Origin of the sequence: Micromonospora sp. KC606 (genome assembly GCF_004348675.1) — a bacterium.
Classification (GTDB): domain Bacteria; phylum Actinomycetota; class Actinomycetes; order Mycobacteriales; family Micromonosporaceae; genus Micromonospora.
Map to the genome: position 1 here is coordinate 1 of NZ_SMKN01000126.1, position 17108 is coordinate 17108.

Annotated in this window: 13 protein-coding genes and 2 pseudogenes; 11 read left to right on the top strand and 4 right to left on the bottom strand. The window is 71.2% G+C overall.

The features are described from left to right. Positions 1 to 43 precede the first annotated feature (43 nt). From E1193_RS21180 to E1193_RS21215, 8 genes are all read left to right on the top strand, one after another. Positions 44 to 1249 carry a DUF916 domain-containing protein gene (locus E1193_RS21180; RefSeq protein ID WP_132184937.1) on the top strand — a complete coding sequence of 402 codons (1206 nt, stop codon included), beginning with the start codon at positions 44 to 46 and terminating at the stop codon, positions 1247 to 1249. Between the two features lie 110 nt (positions 1250 to 1359). Further along, on the top strand, positions 1360 to 2967 hold the full coding sequence (locus E1193_RS21185; RefSeq protein ID WP_132184938.1) for a TIGR03773 family transporter-associated surface protein: 1608 nt from the start codon (positions 1360 to 1362) through the stop codon (positions 2965 to 2967). Next, positions 2964 to 4562 (top strand): anchored repeat ABC transporter, substrate-binding protein, encoded by a 1599-nt coding sequence (locus E1193_RS21190; protein ID WP_132184939.1) that lies wholly within the window; start codon positions 2964 to 2966, stop codon positions 4560 to 4562. Before E1193_RS21185 ends, E1193_RS21190 begins: the two co-directional genes overlap by 4 nt. A 38-nt stretch (positions 4563 to 4600) precedes the next feature. Beyond that, on the top strand, positions 4601 to 5539 hold the full coding sequence (locus E1193_RS21195) for a choice-of-anchor M domain-containing protein (RefSeq protein WP_132184950.1): 939 nt from the start codon (positions 4601 to 4603) through the stop codon (positions 5537 to 5539). Continuing rightward, positions 5536 to 6279, top strand: a complete 744-nt coding sequence (locus tag E1193_RS21200) for an anchored repeat-type ABC transporter ATP-binding subunit (protein WP_132184940.1) — start codon at positions 5536 to 5538, stop codon at positions 6277 to 6279. Before E1193_RS21195 ends, E1193_RS21200 begins: the two co-directional genes overlap by 4 nt. Then, a complete protein-coding gene (locus E1193_RS21205) occupies positions 6279 to 7217 on the top strand; it encodes an anchored repeat-type ABC transporter permease subunit (protein ID WP_132184941.1) in 939 nt (312 codons plus the stop codon). The genes E1193_RS21200 and E1193_RS21205 overlap by 1 nt, the downstream gene beginning before the upstream one ends. A gap of 770 nt (positions 7218 to 7987) precedes the next feature. Further along, entirely contained in the window at positions 7988 to 8635 is a 648-nt protein-coding gene (locus E1193_RS21210) for a choice-of-anchor M domain-containing protein (RefSeq protein WP_132184942.1), read from the top strand. Continuing rightward, entirely contained in the window at positions 8632 to 9285 is a 654-nt protein-coding gene (locus E1193_RS21215; RefSeq protein ID WP_132184943.1) for a choice-of-anchor M domain-containing protein, read from the top strand. The genes E1193_RS21210 and E1193_RS21215 overlap by 4 nt, the downstream gene beginning before the upstream one ends. 378 nt (positions 9286 to 9663) lie before the next feature. On the opposite strand, the pseudogene E1193_RS21225 reads toward E1193_RS21215, so the two are convergent. The 4 genes and pseudogenes from E1193_RS21225 to E1193_RS21240 form a co-directional block, all read right to left on the bottom strand. After that, a pseudogene (locus E1193_RS21225) lies at positions 9664 to 10011 on the bottom strand (transposase); the annotation flags it as partial. Positions 10012 to 10623: 612 nt separating this feature from the next. Further along, positions 10624 to 10965, bottom strand: a pseudogene (locus E1193_RS21230) (transposase); the annotation flags it as partial. 145 nt (positions 10966 to 11110) lie between these two features. Beyond that, entirely contained in the window at positions 11111 to 11755 is a 645-nt protein-coding gene (locus E1193_RS21235) for a response regulator transcription factor (protein ID WP_132184945.1), read from the bottom strand. Positions 11756 to 11768: 13 nt separating this feature from the next. Beyond that, complete coding sequence (locus tag E1193_RS21240) at positions 11769 to 13034, bottom strand: sensor histidine kinase (protein ID WP_207922789.1); 1266 nt, start codon at positions 13032 to 13034, stop codon at positions 11769 to 11771. Between the two features lie 121 nt (positions 13035 to 13155). Here E1193_RS21240 and E1193_RS21245 point away from each other — a divergent pair, with 121 nt between their 5' ends. The 3 genes from E1193_RS21245 to E1193_RS21255 form a co-directional block, all read left to right on the top strand. Further along, positions 13156 to 13893 (top strand): ABC transporter ATP-binding protein, encoded by a 738-nt coding sequence (locus E1193_RS21245; RefSeq protein ID WP_132184947.1) that lies wholly within the window; start codon positions 13156 to 13158, stop codon positions 13891 to 13893. Position 13894: 1 nt separating this feature from the next. Continuing rightward, the gene (locus E1193_RS21250; protein ID WP_132184948.1) at positions 13895 to 16486 is read left to right on the top strand and encodes an FtsX-like permease family protein; all 2592 of its coding nucleotides are present in this window, start codon (positions 13895 to 13897) and stop codon (positions 16484 to 16486) included. Positions 16487 to 16801: 315 nt separating this feature from the next. After that, positions 16802 to 17108: transposase family protein (locus E1193_RS21255; protein ID WP_132184949.1), on the top strand; the 307-nt coding region annotated here is incomplete at its 3' end.

Here is a 17108-nt window from a genome sequence, read left to right on the forward strand (position 1 = left end):
CACCCCTGCCCGTCACCCCGAGGAAACGGACCACCTCTCCGCCATGCGCCTGCTCGCCGCCATCGCCACCGGCCTCGCCCTGCTCGGTGCGGCCCCGGCACCGCCCGCCCCGACGCCGGCGCCTTCGGCCGCAGTGACGTGGGGAGTGGCGCCGTCGAGCGCGAAGGGCCCGAACGGCCGGCCGGCGTTCACCTACAAGCTCGACCCCGGCGCCACCCTGACCGACTACGTCGCGGTCACCAACCACTCGAAGCGTCCGCTCACCCTGAACCTCTACGCCAGCGACGCGTTCACCACGGCACAGGGCGGCTTCGACCTGCTGGCCGGCGGCCAGCAACCCACCGACGTCGGCTCCTGGGTCCGCCTCACCCAACGCAGGGTGACCATCCCGTCGACGTCCCGCCTGAACGTCCCGTTCACCCTCACGGTGCCGCGCAACGCCACGCCGGGCGACCACGCCGGGGGAATTGTCGCCTCACTCGCCGCCACGACGGCGGACGCGCAGGGCAACCAGGTCGCCGTCGACCACCGCGTCGGCGCACGGATCTACCTGCGAGTGACCGGTGAGCTGCAACCGGCACTCACCGTCGAAGGCCTTCAGGTACGGCACAGCGGCTCGCTCGACCCCCTTGCCGGTGGCACGCTCACCGCCACCTTCACCGTCCGTAACACCGGCAATGTCCGGCTCACCGGGCGGCCCACGCTCGGTGTAGCTGGCTTGTTCGGCCTCGGTCGGCGTTCCGTGGACGCGGCGGCCCTGCCGGAGATCCTGCCCGGCGGTGAACTGACCACGACCGTACGGATGACGAACATCCCGCCGCTGTTCCGGCTGACCGCGAGCGCCGCCATCGCCCCCGCCGCCGTGGGCGACCAGGTCCTCGACCCACCGCCAGCAGTCGACACGGCGCGGGTCACCGTCTGGGCGGTGCCCTGGTCGCAGATGGTCCTGCTGGTCCTGCTCGCCCTCGTCGGCTGGGCGCTGATCGCCGCTCGCCGACGGCGGGCGCGACAGATCGCGCGGGCGGTGGCCGCCGCTCGGGAGCAGGGCCGCACCGAAGCCAGCCGGGAGATCGAACGTACCTCCGGCGACGAGGACGCCGCGGTCCCCGCCACGATCGGTGCGAGCGCCCCGGCCGGCGGCGACGGCGCGACGACGTCCGACCGCCCGACGACGCAGGTCGATCGTTCCGACCAGGGCCGCAACAACCGACGACCAGACATCGACCACACGGGGAAGGACAAGGAGTGACACGGTCACGCCATACCTGTTCCCAGACCGCGTCGGGCGGCGGCAACGCCAACGGCCACGCCGTCGCGATGCGGCACAACGACATCACCACGTCGCCTGGGGAGCAAGCAATGACGATAAGAAGCATGCGTGCCGGCGCCACCGGCCTCGCCCTGGCCGTGCTGGCCCTGGCCGCAGGGACGACGCCTGCGGCCGCGGAACCGGCCGGGGTCACCGCTGCCGGCGCGGACCTGGTTTCCCTGACGCTCGACGGTGACTCGATGTCGCTGCGCATCCGCGACGCCGCGCAAGTAGCTCGCGATGTGTCCGGGCATCACCCGGCCGAGGTGATACTCGGCCCGGACGGCGGCCTTGCCGGCCGGGTACCGCCTGAAAAGGCTTTCGCCTTCCTCGGGCCGCCCGGACACCCCGTGTGGTCACTGTCCGCCGGCGACACCGGGTTTCCGGCCCTGGACACCACCGGGGTACGCCCCGACGCCGTCGCCGACGGCACGGTGACCCTCAGTCTGCGCTCGGTCGAGGGGCCCGGAACGTTCACCGCCTACACGCTGTCGGGCATCGGGGGGGCCACTGCGCTGTTCGGCAGCGGTGCGAATGTGACCCGGTCGGTGCAACTGCCGGCGGCAACGCGCACCGGCGGTGTGGTCTGGGCCTTCGACGCCGCCGGCGACTACCGCCTCACGCTGGCCGCATCGGCGGGCCTGCGCTCCGGCAGGCCGGTCAGCGCCGAGGCGACGTACCGGATCCGCGTACCCGCGATCGTCCCGGCCAAGCAGATACTGCCACCGGCTGCGCCGCCGCAGACGACGCGGTCCGAGCAACCGACGGCGCGGACATTCGCCGCTCCCGCCGCCGAGCCGAAGCCGGCTGCGGCACCGAAGCCCGCCGCCCCGCCGGCACCGCTGGCCGCGAAGGCGGCGGCCACCACCGCGACGGGCGCCCGGCAGGTGATCGCCGACGGGCACGTCGACATGGGTCCGCAGCTCGCGGGGAACGCGTGGACCATCCGGATCAAGGACGACCGCACCAGCCCCGCCGTGTGGCGGGAGATCGCCGACGTGGTCCTGCAGGTCAAGGACAACGCGAAGATCACCGTTCCGGCCGGGGCGGACGCCCTCGGCAAGCCGGGCGACACGGTGTGGCTGCTGCCGCAGTCCCAGCAGGCTGGCATCGTCTGGCCCGGCTGGAACACCCAGCACCCGTCCGTCGTGTCCGGCGTCAAGGGCAACGTCACCTGGGCGCTCAAGGGCGTCAACGGGCCGGGCCGGTTCGCTCTCTACCTGACCGACTCGTTCGGCAAGGCCGACGTGCTGTTCGACTCCGCCAAGGCGTTCCCGCAGCAGCTGAGCGTTCCGCTGAACACCCACGCACACGGCAACTGGGCGTTCAGCAAACCCGGCCTCTACCGCCTCGCGGTGCAGATGAGCGGCACCACCACCGGAGGCAAGGCGGTCACCGACACCAAGACGCTCACCATCGCCGTCGGCGACAGCACTGACCCGACCAGCGGCTTCGGACCTGGCAGCGGCTCCAGAGGCGGCGGGGACAAGGACGGCGAGGACCGGGGCGGTGCTGGCCGTCTCCCGCGCACCGGCGCCGGTTGGGTGCTGTCGGCCGGCGCGGCCGGCGTGGTTCTCGTCGCCGTCGGGGTGCTGCTGGTGCTGCTCACCCGTCGCCGCCGCGCCGGTCTCGCCGACACCGCAACGGCAAACACGTGAGCCCGCGGGTCGCGCCACGGCTGCGACGGGCTATCCTGCCGCTGCTGATCGTGGGGCTGGTCGCCGGTTGCCGGTCAGAGGTGGCGTTGAGCGCGAACGACGAGCGCCTCCAGGTCATCACGACCACCGGAATCCTGCGAGACCTGGTGAGCAACGTCGGCGGTGACCGAGTAGCGGTCAGCTCGCTGGTGCCGGACGGTGCCGACCCGCACAGTTATGAGCCGTCGCTGCGCGACATCCGTGACGTCGTCTACGCCGACGTCGCGTTCAGCAACTACCTGCTGCTGGAAGAGCAGGCCATCATCAAGGCCCTGGATGCGAACCTGCGCGACGGCGTACCGAACATCTCGCTGGCGGAGGGGGCGGTGAAGTACGCGGCGGAGATCATCCCGCTGGTCGAGGACGTGTCGCTGGACACCATCTGGCTGGGCATGCGGGTACGCGGCACCGGTGCGGCGCAAGGGGCGAACCGCGCTTCGGACGTGTTGCTCAGCGCAACCTCGGCGCACGGTCCGGGTGGTGTGGTCGCGTACCTGACCGAGTCGTTCGGTAACCCGTCGTTCTACGTCGACTCCACCGACGGGTTCGATCCCGCCAACGGCTTCCGCGACGACACCGCCACGCTGCCGCCCGACGCGCACACGCACATGAGCTGGGCGTTCACCAAGCCAGGTGTCTACCGGCTGACCATGCGGGCGCAGCTGTCCGTCGACCCGCAGTCGCCGCCGGTCCCGATGGGCGAGCAGGAGTTCACGTTCGCCGTCGGGGTCGATCCGCACTCGGCGCCGGGCATGGCCGGAGCGGCGGTCCTGAATTCGGGGCACGCCGACCTCACCGTCGACCTCGACCAGCGGCGGCTCTACCTGTTCGCCGACCCCGAGGGCAGCGGCGAGGCGAACCAGCGGGTCTACGACCCCGCCCGCACCGTCATCGAGGTACCGAGCAAGGCGCTGCTCGAGGTGCCCGGCGACCGGAGGTTCCGGTTCCTCGGCCGGCCCGGTACCCAGGTGTACCAGCTTCCGCAGGCGGTCCTCGGCAAGCACGTGCACGGCGAGATCGACCCGCATCTGTGGCAGAACGTCCGCAACGCCATCTCCTACACCGAGCTCATCCGCGACACCCTCATCGGGGCCGACCCCCAGAACGCGCCGGCCTACCGGGCGAACGCCTCGGCATACATCCGGGAACTGGAAGAGCTCGACACCTACGTGCGGGACACCATCGCCCGGATTCCGCCGTCGCGACGGCACCTGGTCACCACGCATGACGCGTTCGGTTACCTGGGGCAGGCGTACGGCGTCCAGATCTCCGGGTTCGTCACCCCGAACCCTGCCGCCGAGCCGAGCCTTGCCGACCGTCGCCGGCTCACCGAGACGATCCGCAACCTGAAGATCCCCGCGGTGTTCCTGGAGCCGAACCTGGCGGCCCGCTCCACCACCCTCAACGAAGTCGCCCGGGAGGAGAGGCTGCGTGTGTGTGCGATCTACGGCGACACCCTCGACCGCGACATCACCAGCTACGCGCAGATGATGCGGTTCAACGCCGAATCGCTGCACGACTGCCTGACCACCGACAAGCAGGGGAGAAACCAGTGACGGCAGGACGGGCGCGACACCGCACCCGCGCAACCGGAATGATCGCGCGCTGCGCGCTGGCGACGCTGATCGTGCTGACCACGGCACAGAATTCTGCGACGGCGAAGGAGCCCACCCCGGGTCTCAGCCAGTCGATCGCCGCCGACCAGCCCCTCACTACCGGCCGGGCGGAACTCTCCGCCGGACACGTCGACATCGGTCCTCGCTACGTCGACAACCAGTGGACGCTGCTGATCCACGACGGCACACAGGCACGGCCGGTGTGGCGCAACCCCGACGAGACCATCCTGCGGGTTCCCGACGCCGCGCTACAGACTGTTCCGGACGACCCGGCGTACGCCTTCCTCGGCGTCGACGCCGGCAAACGGGTGTACGTGGTGCCGCAGGTCCAGAACCCCGACGTCGTGTGGCTCGGCTGGAACACCCAGGACCCCCGGGTGATGCAGAGCATCGACCGTGGGGTCACTCTGACCCTGCTCGGCGTACGCGGACCGGGGACCCTCACGACGTATCTGCAGTCGGGTAACTTTGCCGCGCCCCAGCCGCTGTGGCGTTCCACCGAGCCGAAGGCGCAGCCCTTCTGGGCCGAGGTCAACACCCATACCCACGCCAACTGGGTCTTCACCGCCCCCGGGGTCTACCTGATCGCGGTGCAGGTGTCCGCCGACCTGATCGGCGGCGAGACGGTGTCGGCGACACGCACGCTGCGCTTCGCTGTGGGAGACGCCACCAGTGCCGACGATGCGTACGCCGCCACCGCGGACATTCCCGCGCCGGCGGGTCAGGCATCGCCCGCCGGTGACCGGGCCGAGGCCAGCGAGCCTGCCGGTGATTCCAGGACCCTGCTGCTCGTCGCGTTGGTGGCGATAGCAGCCCTGCTCGCCACCGGCCTGGTGCTTCTACTGCTGCGCGGACGAGGCGCGAAACGGCGGGCCGAGCGAGAACGCCTGACCTCGCTGTCCGGGGGTGACCGTTGAGAGCGCTGGAGGTTGATCAGCTGGACGTGGACCTCGGCGGCCGGCCGGTCCTGCGGGACATACGCCTGCACCTGGATCGGGGCGAGCTGGTCGGGTTGCTCGGTCCGAACGGCGCCGGGAAGACCACGCTGCTGCGCGCCATCCTGGCACTGACCCGTACCCGCGCCGGCCGGGTGCTGGTGGAGGGCAAGCCGTCGCGTCCCGGCCGGTCCGAGATCGGCTACGTCCCCCAGCGCCACGAGTTCACCTGGGACTTCCCGATCTCTGTCGAGCACGCCGTGATGAGTGGCCGAACCGGCCGCCTGGGTCTACTCCGCCGCCCCGGCGTCACCGACTGGCGGGCAGTCGGCGACGCCCTGGACCGGGTACACCTCACGGAGCTGCGCCGCCGACCGGTCGGCGAGTTGTCCGGTGGGCAACGCCAACGCGTCCTGGTCGCCCGGGCCCTCGCCCTCGCGCCGCGCATCCTGCTGCTCGACGAGCCGTTCACCGGACTGGACATGCCCACTCAGGAACTGCTGGGCCAGTTGTTCACCAGCCTGGCCGGCGAGGAGCACGCGGTGCTGATGACCACCCACGACCTCGTCGCCGCGGTGGACACCTGCACCCGCCTGGTCCTGCTCAACGGCCGGGTCATCGCCGACGGACACCCTGCGGACCTGCAGGACGCCGAACTGTGGACGAAGACCTTCGGCGTGAGCGAGACCTCTCCGCTGCTGAAACTCGTGAGGGCGACCTGATGTCGATCACCGATTTCCTCACTGACCTGCTCAACCCCGATCTCGCGTTCCTGCCCAAGGCACTGGCGATCGCAGTCATGTCCAGCATCGTCTGCGGCGTCGTCGGCTGCTACGTCGTACTCCGAGGAATGGCCTTCATCGGCGACGCCGTGGCCCACGCCGTCTTCCCGGGCATCGCGGTCGCCTTCGTCCTGCAGGGCAGCCTGATCCTCGGCGGCGCCGTCGCCGGTGTCGCCACCGCACTGCTGATCGCGATCTTCGCGCAGAACCGGCGCGTCAAGGAGGACTCGATCATCGGCGTCTTCCTGGTCGGCGCGTTCGCCCTCGGCATCGTGATCATCTCGCAGGCCCCCGGATACGCCGGGTCGCTGCAACAGTTCCTGTTCGGCTCGATCACCGGCATCCCGGACCGAGACCTCTACCTCGTCGGCGGCGCCGGCCTGGTCATCCTCGGCCTGGTGCTCGCCCTGCACAAGGAATTCGTCGCAGTCTGCCTGGACCGGGAGATGTCCCGCTCCATGGGGCTGGCGGTCTTCTGGCTCGACATCGTGCTCTACGTTCTGGTCACCCTGGCCGTGGTGATCTCCCTGCAGACCATCGGCAACATCCTCGTGCTCGCTCTGCTGATCACTCCCGCTGCCGCGGCCCGCCTGCTCACCGACAGACTTGGTGTGATGATGCTGCTCGCCCCGGTGATCGGCGGCGCGTCAGCGACCGTCGGGCTGTACCTGTCCTGGAGCTACGACACGCCGGTCGGTGGCACCATCGTCCTGGTCGCCACCGCCGTCTTCCTCGCCGCCTGGTTGGTCGCCCCCCGACACGGCGTGCTAACCAAACGGTGGCGGCGTCCGAGTGGGCAGGAACCCGTTGACGTCACACGACCCGCGCGGTTGTCCGACCTCGCTCACCCGCAGGACCCGTCACCGGCCGTGCGATAGACGAAGCCGCAAGAGTCCGGGACGGTGAGCAACCGGTATCCGGGAGCAGGCATCACCTCAGGAAGGCAGACCTGGCCGGTGTCGGGCGTGAGGCGCGGCCGGCAGCTCCCGGGAACGAGGCGCTGCCGGCCTGAAATAACCCTGCCCGACACCACCGTCCAAGTCCGTGGCCCGGCCACCGGAGACAATACGAATGCGATTGCCGTTTAGCACTCCACTGGGGAGCGTGTAACTCCGGCGGGCGAATCAGGGGGAGACGTGGCGGTCTCGGTGACGAGGGCGCCACGTCGGTATGGGCTCCGACCTGATGACCGGGGCGGTTCCTGTGAACGCCACCACCAAGACGGGCGCTTCGTCCCCCGATAGCGCCGCCCGCAGTGCCCAGACATGTCGGCGAGGCGCACATACTCACTGGTGCCATCGAGAAAGCGCGCCAACCTCTGTCAGTCTCTTGTGCGGCGCTGGCGTCGAGGTGCGCGGCGCGTGCCGGAATGTCGAACGCTGCGTGGGTCGGACCGTGTCCGGCGGTGACGACGACGTGTCGACCGCGCATCGTGACCTTCGCATCCCGAAAGGGTGACGCGGGCCGTGCTGGCGTTCAGGTCGGCCGTGGCCGACGTGGTGACCGCGGTCCGCACCGAGACGTCTCGCCCCGCCGCGCCGGTGCGGCCATGACCGCCTCCACCGATCAGCCCTTCCCTGCGCTATCGGAAACGACTATCGTTTGCAACAACTGTGGTCCAAAGGGGATCGCAGGGAAGGAGTTCTTCGTGCGCAAGCCCGTCCGCCTGCTGCTCGCCTCCGGGGCGGTGACCGCGGCGCTGCTCGCGGCAGCGCCACCGGCGCAGGCCACCGTGGTGACGTTCAGCTCCGGGCACGTCGACCTGGTCGATATCGCCTACGAGGCCGGCGAGCTGGAGCTCGGCGTCCACGACGAGGACAACGACGTCGAGTACGCCACCGACGAGGTCAAGATCGTCGTGAAGCGGCAGGCCAAGGTCACCGTCCCGAACGATCCCGCCTTCGGCTTCCTCGGCACCCCCGGGGTATCGAAGGTGTGGATCCTGCCCGAAATTCAGAACACCGACCTGATCTGGCCCGGCATCGCCACCGAGGAGATCGAGCCGGGTACCTTCACCGCCGACGCAATCACCCTCAGCTTGCAGTCGGTCAGCGGACCCGGGCAGCTCGCCATCTACACCGAGAACGCCGTCGGGCAGCCCAACATCCTCGCCGACAGCGGCAACGGCCTGCCCGACACCATCGCCCTGACCGCCGGCGACCACCTGCACGCCAACTGGGCCTTCGACCGCGCCGGCACCTACTGCATCACCGTCCGCGCCACCGGCACCCTCGCCGCCACCGGACAGCGGGTCACCAGCGAGCCGGCCACCCTGCACGTCGTGGTCAGGGCGTGAGCGCCGTGCGTAGCCACAGCCGTTTCCTCACCGGCCTCGCCCTGACCGCCGCGCTGCTTGTCGGCACCACCACCCCCGCAGTCGCGGCGCCGATCGTGCTGTCCAGCGGCCACGTCGACGTCATCGACGTCGACTACGCCGGCGGCGCGCTGACCGTCAACCTGCTCGACGACACCGTCAGCCCGTCGGTGGAACGCAACCCCTCCGACATCATCCTGCGCGTCCCCAACACCGCCATGGTCACCGTCCCCAGCGGCAGCGCCTGGTCGTTCCTCGGCACTGGCGGCCAAGCCTGGGTGCTGCCCCAGGCCAGCACCGCCGGATTGCTCTGGGGCGGCTGGAACACCGCCGAAGTGCCCAGCGGCGTGTTCCAGAACAACCGGGTCGCCTTCAAGCTCACCAACGTCACCGGCCCGGCCGGCTTCAGCGTCTACACCGTCTCCGGCGGCACCCCGACGGTGCTGTTCGACAGCGGCAACGGACTGCCCGACAGTCTCAACGTCAACCGCAACATCCACGCCCACGTCAACTGGGGCTTTGACGCCGCCGGTACCTACACGGTCACCTTCGAAGTCACCGGAGTGCTCGCCTCCAACGGCAGCACCATCAGCTCCGGCGCCAAGACCTGGACCTTCGAAGTCCTCCCCTGACCATCGCCACAATCAGTAGCCACACCAGCCGTTTGCCGGGGTAGGGGGTACCGGCAATCGACGGAATCGGCCGGCGCGAGTCCACCGCCCACCCTGGCCTCGCGCCGGCTGACCCGACGCCTTCGGCGTCGGCCAGCACGAGCATTCCCGGGCCGACCCGATCCACCAGATCGGCGACCAGGGTGCGTACCCCGGTACGGCACGAGCCCAACACGGCCCCGACGATCGGGTGGCTGCCGCATTCCGCGAGGGCCGCGACGTGCAGTTTCGGGTACGCCGACCCCTTCGGCCCCGATCCCATCCGCCCGAACTGCTCGACGTTGTCGGCGGTATCGGCCACGTCGAAGCTGGTCGCGTCGATGGCCATCAGGCGCCGGCGGGCAGGTCCGGTTCGCGCAGGGCGGCGCGGGCGACGGCCAGGGCGTCGATCGGGTCGGATTTGCCGTAACTGCGTGCGCCATCTCGGGCGTGGGCCATCAGTTTCGGCGGGACGCGCACGATCTGCTCGCCGGCGGTTAGCAGGTCGCGTTCCAGCAGGCGGGGCAGGTGCCGGCAGTCTTCGACCGCCCAGCGCCGGTCCGCGCCGAACCATTCGGCCCAGATCACCAGTTGTAGGTGATCCGGGGTCGTGGTGCCGCTGGTGCGTTCGCCGAGCTTGCGGCCGAGATCGTCGACGGCGACGACGGTGTGGTTGTGCTTGTGCGCGTCGATTCCGAGGGCCACCATCGGTCCTGTTCTCCCTTCTCTTCGAGGGCGAACGGGACCGGCCGGCGGGCACGCCTCAGTTGGGGCGACGCCACGCTCCTATAAGGCCGGGCAGCCAGGGCTGGCGCGCCTGCCACCGAACGCCCAGCGTCATGCTGCTGCCGCCGCCGCTCTCACACCGGCACTCGTGGGTCCATGTCGGCTGTGCCCGGCCCGCGGGCGCGCCGCTCGCCATCGAGGTGAGCGCACCAACCGTCAGCGCACCGTCGACAATCTGGTGGCTGAAGCCGACGCCGGCCGGGTCGCGATCTGGGTCCGGTGGGCGCTGGTCCGTTCGCGGCGCCGGCGCCGCCCGTCTGGATGGCTACCTGCGAGGTGGCCTCGCACCAGGTTGCGGCAGATAAGGACCACCGTTGCACCCGGCGCCGGCCACCGAGCGGCCGGCGCCCGCACCCACAGCCACCGACCTGTCGGCCGGCGAGCAGGCCCGACCTCTTCACCGCCTAGTAGTGCTTTGTTAGGTTCTATGTCGTTGGTTGCGGTGTAACGGTTTCACGGGTTGGTGGCAGGTGATGCAGGCGCCGGTCCAGGTCGCGAGGAGTCGTTGCAGCTCGCGGATGACGGTGTAGAGGGTCAGGCCGGCGCAGCCGCTTTTGGGTCCAGGCGCAGTTCGGTGATGAATAGATGCGTGGCGGTGACCAGGGTGACGTGGCGGTGCCAGCCGATCCAGGAGCGGCCTTCGAAGTGGTCCAGACCGAGGCCGGTTTTCAGCTCGCGGTAGTCGTGTTCGATGCGCCAGCGGATTTTGCCGTAGCGGACCAGGTCGGTGTGGCTGGTCGCTTCGGGAAGGCTGGACAGCCAGTATTTGACCGGCTCGGCCTGGTCGTCGGGCCACTGGGCGATGAGCCATCGCTCGGGCAGGAGCCCGTCCGGGTCACGGGCGACGCGGTGCCCGGCCGGACGCACCCGCAGGTTCTTCAGGCTGGGAGATTCGGTGGACGTGGATCGGCTGCCAGATTGCTGCTTGAAGAAGGCGTCGTACACGTCAACGGCCTCCTGGGTGCTCGCCGGGGACGGCACCTCGTCCGGGGGAGGTTTGCACCGTGGGTGGGGTCAACCATCACGAATCAAGGTAGCGGAGCACGGCGAGCACACGACGGTGGTCGGCGTCGGACGGCGGCAGACCGAGCTTGGCGAAGATGCTGGTGACGTACTTCTCGACGGACGCGGGGCTGACCTCGAGCGCTGCCGCGATCGCCGAGTTCGATCGGCCCTCGGCCATCAGTGCGAGCACTTGCCGCTCCCGGGCGGTGAGTGTTTCAAGTGCGAAGACCCGCCGGCTCGCCCCGAGGATCTGGGTGATTACCTCCGGGTCCAGGACCGTGGCACCGCCTGCTACCCGGGTCAGCGCGTCGAGGAAGTCGCCGACGTCGGCCACTCGGTCCTTGAGGAGGTAGCCGATGCCCTCGCAGCGCCCGGACAGCAGCCGGGTGGCGTAGCGGGTCTCGATGTACTGGGAGAGGACGAGCACCGCCACGTCGGGGTGGTCGCGGCGTAGCGTGAGCGCGGCGCGCAGCCCTTCGTCGGTGTGGGTGGGCGGCATCCGCACGTCGATGACGGCGATGTCCGGCTGGTGCTCGGCGACGGCGGCGAGCAGCGTGTGGGCGTCGGCCACCGCGGCGACCGCCTCGTGCCCGCGCCGCTGCAGTAGGTGTACGAGGCCGTCGCGCAGCAGCGCTGAATCCTCCGCGACGATGACCCGCATCGGCTCCGCCCGCTCAGGCCCGTACCGGAAGTTCCACGGTGACCACCGTAGGCCCACCGGGTGGGCTGGACAGCTCTAGCCGGCCGTCGACGGTGCCGACCCGGTGCGCCAGCCCGGTCAGGCCGCCCGCTGGCGCGGGCCGGGCGCCGCCGATGCCGTCGTCGTGCACGGTGAGCCGTAGCCAGCCGGTTCGCTCCGGGGCCAGTGTCAGGACCGCCTGCCGCGCGCCGCTGTGCTTGGCGACGTTGGCCAGCAGTTCTGCGGCGGTGTAGTAGGCGATGGTTTCGATGGCCGGGGATGGCCGGTCGGGCAGGTGGATGTCCAGTTCCACGGGGACGGCGCTGCGCGCGGACAGGGTCTGCAGCGCCGGTCCGAGCCCGGTGTCGAGCACCGGCGGGTGGATGCCGCGTACCAGGTCCCGCAACTCGGTGAGGGCCTGCTTGGCGCCCTGGTGCGCGGTGTCGACCAGGCGGAGCGCGGCCTCCGGGTCGCCGTCGGCCAGCTCGTCGCGCGCCATGCCCAGTCGCAGCGCCAGCGCGACGAGCTGCGTCTGGGCGCCGTCGTGCAGGTCGCGTTCGATCCGCCGCAGCCTTGCCGCGGCGTCGTCCATGGCCTGGGTGCGGGCCTGGCGTAGGTGGCTGGCCCGGGTCGGCCGGAGCAGGGCGCGGGCCAGCAGCCGGTCGGGCTGCACCAGTCCGCGGGCGACCCACGGCGCGGCGAGGAGCAGCAGCAGACCGGCGAGGCCGACTGCGGTTACGTACAGCCACTCCGGCATGGTCCCGTCGCCGATCGTGATGGTCACCAGGTGGGTGCCGCGTTCGTCCGTGGTGGATGGGAAGACCGTGAACCGGCTCCAAAGTGGATAGAGAGCGGCGGTCAGGCCGTAGAGGCAGAGGAACGCCGTGGCCACGGTCGCCACCATCGCGGGCGGGAGCTTCAGCACTAGGTATGCCAGCGCCCGCCAGCCGGTCGCGTCGGTCAGCCCGACCCGGATCCAGCCGAAGAGGCCGTGCGCGGCCTGCGGGCGGGGCGGAGACTCGATCGGGTCGCGCAGCAGCCCGCGCACGAGCGCCCGGTGGACCGCGGCGGGGCCGCGGGCGGCGCGGACGCCGGTGGCCAGCCAGGGCAGCCCGATCAGGGTCGCCGAGGCGACCGTGCCGGGCAGGAGCACCAGCAGTGTGTACGCGAAGCCGAGCACGGCGAGCGGGCCACCGATCACCGCGTATAGGAGCCGGGCCCAGGCCCGCCCGCCGTACGTCGCCTGTAGGAACCGCGCCACGGTACTCAGGGTGCCGGACCGGCCGCTGCGCCGACACCCGGCAGGCCCGGCCGGTTGTCCCGAAGCCGGGCGGCGGCTCACCGGGTACTCCATCCGGGCTGGGGGCCGCGAGGCTAGAAACATGATCGACGAGGTGGCCGCACGGGCGGTCGGTATCACCAAGACCCACGGACGTGGAGCCGGAGCGGTGACGGCACTGGATCGCGTCTCGGTGGAGTTCGCGCGGGCCCGCTACACCGCGATCATGGGTCCGTCGGGCTCGGGTAAGTCGACGCTGCTGCATTGCGTGGCCGGTCTGGACTCGGTCGATGAGGGCGCGGTCCACCTTGCCGGTGTCGACCTGACCCGCCTTGGCGAGCGGCAGCTCACCCGGCTGCGCCGGGACCGGGTCGGCTTCATCTTCCAGTCGTTCAACCTGCTGCCCACGATGAGCGCGGTCGATAACATCCGGCTGCCGCTCGCGCTGGCCGGGCGCCGTCCCGATCGGGTCTGGATCGACCGGTTGGTGGACGCGGTCGGGCTGCGCGACCGGCTCGGCCACAAGCCGGCCGAGCTTTCCGGGGGACAGCAGCAGCGGGTCGCCGCCGCCCGCGCGCTGGCCGGACGGCCGGCGATCGTTTTCGCCGACGAGCCGACCGGCAACCTCGACTCGGTGGCCCGCGGCGAGCTGCTCGGCTTCCTGCGCCGGTGTGTCGACGAGCTGGGCCAGACGATCGTGATGGTCACCCACGACCCGGTCGCGGCGGCGTACGCCGACCGGGCGCTGTTCCTCGCCGACGGCCGGATCGTCGACACGCTCGACGGGCCCACCGCGGAACGTGTGCTGGACCGGATGAAGAGCCTCTCGGAGGTGAGCTGACGTGCTGCGTTACACCCTTTCCAGCGTCGTGGCGCACAAGGGGCGCCTGCTGCTCACCGCGGTCGCGATCGTGCTGGGCGTGAGCCTGGTGTCTGGCACCTTCGTCCTGATCGACACGTGGCGGGCGGCCGCCGACGCGGCCGCGCACCGCCATCCGCGGGGGGTCGACGTCGTGGTCGGCGCCACACCCGACGCTGCCCCGACCACCGACGGCGAGCCGGTGTCGATCCCGTTCCGCGGGCCGGTGCCCGCCGCGCTGATCGACCGGCTGGCCCGGGTCGACGGGGTCGTGTCGGCCACCGGCGTGGTCCTCGGGCGCGCTCAGGTCCTCGGCCGCGACGGCCACCCGGTCGCCGGCCGCGAACCGATCGCCCGCACGGTTGACCCGTCGTTCGCCGCCAGCCTGCGCACCGGGCGGGTGCCGGCAGGCCCGGCGGAGGTGGTCATTGATCCGGCCACGGCCGCGACCCTGCGCATCCGCGTCGGCGACCGAATCCGGGTGGTCAGCTCCGGCGGCGCTCCGGAAACCGTCACGGTGGTGGGGCTGCTCTACCCGCCGGAGCAGGCTGGCGCGGCCTTCGTCGGCGTGCATCCGAGCGCCGCGCGGGACCTGCTCCCCCGCCCCGATCTGGTCAGCTTCGTCGAGGTGCGCGCGGCACCCGGGATCACCCAACGTGAGCTGCGGGACCGGGTGGCGGCGACGCTCGACGGACAGTACGCGGTCAGCACCGGAGCCGACCTGGACGCCGAACTGGTACGCGCCGCCGAGCCACCCCCGCTGGTCGCCCGCATCTTCCTGATCGCGAGCCTGGTCGCGCTGTTCATCGGTACCTTCCTGATCCGTAACACCTACACGATCGTGCTGGCCTCGCGGGCCCGGGAGCTGGCGCTGCTGCGCTGCGTCGGGGCGAGTCGCGGGCAACTGCGCCGCGCGGTGCTGCTGGAGGCGGCGATCGTCGGTGCGGTCGCGTCGCTGGGCGGGCTAGCGCTCGGCGTGGCGGTGGGCTGGGGCGTCGCGTCGCTGCTGAAGACGGGTGGCGCCGTCGCGGTGGACGTGACCGGCCACACCCCGCAGGTCCTGCCCCGTACCGTCGCGGTCACCCTCGCGGTCGGGATCCTGACCGCACTCGTGTCGGCCTGGAGCCCGGTGCGGCGGGCGACCCGGGTGCACCCCGTCGCGGCGCTGCACGGCGACGTGTTCGCGCTGGACCGCCCGGTGGGCCGGCTGCGCGCAGTGCTTGGTGGGCTGTTCCTGTTCGGAGGAACCGGTCTCGTGCTGGCCGGCGGGCTCGCCGATCCGGCCGTCGACGCCATGGTCGGAGCCGGGGCGGCGCTGTCCGGCCTCGGTGTGCTCGTGCTCGGCCCGGTGCTCGCACCGCCGATCGCCAGGCTGGTGGGTGCGGCCGTCCGGCGCGGGCGTGGCGTCGCCGGACGGCTCGCGGCCGACAATGCGGTCCGCAACCCGCGGCGGGCGGCGGCGACCACCCTGCCGCTGGTCATCGGGCTCGCGCTGATCGGCTTTCTCACCACCCTGGCGGCCGGCAGCCGGGCGTCGACCGTCGGCGGGTTCGACCAGACGCTGCGGGCCGACTTCCGGATGCAGGCGTTCAACCGCGACGTCGCGATGAGCCCGGACGTGCCACGGCGGCTGGCCGCGGTGCCCGAGGTGGCGGCGGTGGCCTCGTTCCAGGTGGCGGACGCCGAGCTGACCACCGGGCCGGGCCCCGACGGTGCAGCCGGGGGTGGCTCCGTGGTCGATCTGGCCGGGGTCGACCCCACCCGGCTCGCGGCGGTTCTGGCGCTGCCTGTGACCGACGGCGCGCTGGCCGATCTCGCCGACGGCGGCATCGCGCTGCGGCGCGGCATCGCGGCGGAACGGGGGGCGACGGTCGGCTCAACCGTACGTCTGCGTACGGGGGCGGGCGGCGCTACGCAGACCTTCGCCGTACGGGCGATCTACGACACCTCCGACCTCGGCGGCTACGCCGTCGCGCACCTTCCCGTCTTCGACAGCCTGATCACGCCGGCCGCATACGAGCGGCTGGTCGGCGATCCAGCGGTCGCGACGGTCTACGCGTCCGTACGCGACGGCGTGACACCGGCCGCAGCCCGCGCCGCCATCGCCCGGGCACTCGCCGACCATCCGACCGTCGAGATCACTGGCCGCGACGAACTGCGCCGGCGCGCGGCCGCCGAACTCGACCCGGCGCTGCGGGTCTACTACGCCCTGTTCGGGCTGATGATCCTGATCGCGTTGTTCGGCATCATCAACACGCTCGCGCTGTCGGCGCTCGAACGGATCCGTGAACTGGGGCTGCTGCGGGTGCTCGGGATGCAGCGCCGGCAGGTGCGGGCGATGCTGCGCTGGGAGGCGGCCATCGTGGCGGCCACCGGTACTGCGGTCGGGCTCGCCCTCGGAGCGCTGCTGGGCTGGGCCGCCACCCGGGCGTTCGACCTGTCCGCGACGGAAGTGCCGGTCGGCCTGCTCGCCGGCAGCGCGGTGGCGGCGGTGGTGGCGAGCATGCTCGCGGCGGGTCCGCCCGCCCGCCGCGCCGCCGGAGTTGACGTCCTACACGCCCTGGCCAGCGAGTAGTCGACCCGGCCTCCGCGGCGACGACCCACCGGACGGTCGCCGGCCCCGCGGCGGTCGGCGAGCGTGTTGTCGAGCACCGTTGCCTTGAACTGCTCGACGAACTGCCCAGCAACTTGCCGCTGAACTCAGCGATCGTGTCCCCCGGCCGAACCGCGCCACCGGCCCGAAGATCATGAGATTGGTGCTGACCCATACCGGCTCTTCGAAGTTGAGCGGGGTTCGCGGCTGGGGGTGACCCGGATATAGAGGGCTCGCAGCCCATCGGTGATCATCTGAGTGTCGAGTTCGGATGGTCACAAGTGAAGAGCTGCGAGCATGGTCAACGATACGACCCGGCTGCTGGGGTTGGACGGCCTGGTGGTGGAGCGGGTTGAGTTGGACGCCACCGGTGTCTCGGTGGTGAACTTGTCCACCGGTTGTGAGCAGGCGCGATGCTGCCCGGGGTGCGGGCAGCGGGCGGTCCGGGTGAAGCAGCGGGCCACGACCCGGCCGCGGGATTTGCCAGTCGCCGGGCGGCTGGTGCGGCTGCGCTGGCGCAAACGGCGCTGGTACTGCCCGACGCCGGCCTGTGCGCGTAAGTCGTTCACGGAGCAGGTCGGGCAGGTCCCGGCTCGTGCCCGGT

Excerpts from the sequence above, each read along its gene's own strand:
- E1193_RS21180 (WP_132184937.1), top strand. The coding sequence starts at position 44 with ATGCGCCTGCTCGCCGCCATCGCCACCGGCCTCGCCCTGCTCGGTGCG.
- E1193_RS21185 (WP_132184938.1), top strand. The coding sequence starts at position 1,360 with ATGACGATAAGAAGCATGCGTGCCGGCGCCACCGGCCTCGCCCTGGCC.
- E1193_RS21195 (WP_132184950.1), top strand. The coding sequence starts at position 4,601 with ATGATCGCGCGCTGCGCGCTGGCGACGCTGATCGTGCTGACCACGGCA.
- E1193_RS21205 (WP_132184941.1), top strand. The coding sequence starts at position 6,279 with ATGTCGATCACCGATTTCCTCACTGACCTGCTCAACCCCGATCTCGCG.
- E1193_RS21235 (WP_132184945.1), bottom strand. The coding sequence starts at position 11,755 with ATGCGGGTCATCGTCGCGGAGGATTCAGCGCTGCTGCGCGACGGCCTC.
- E1193_RS21245 (WP_132184947.1), top strand. The coding sequence starts at position 13,156 with ATGATCGACGAGGTGGCCGCACGGGCGGTCGGTATCACCAAGACCCAC.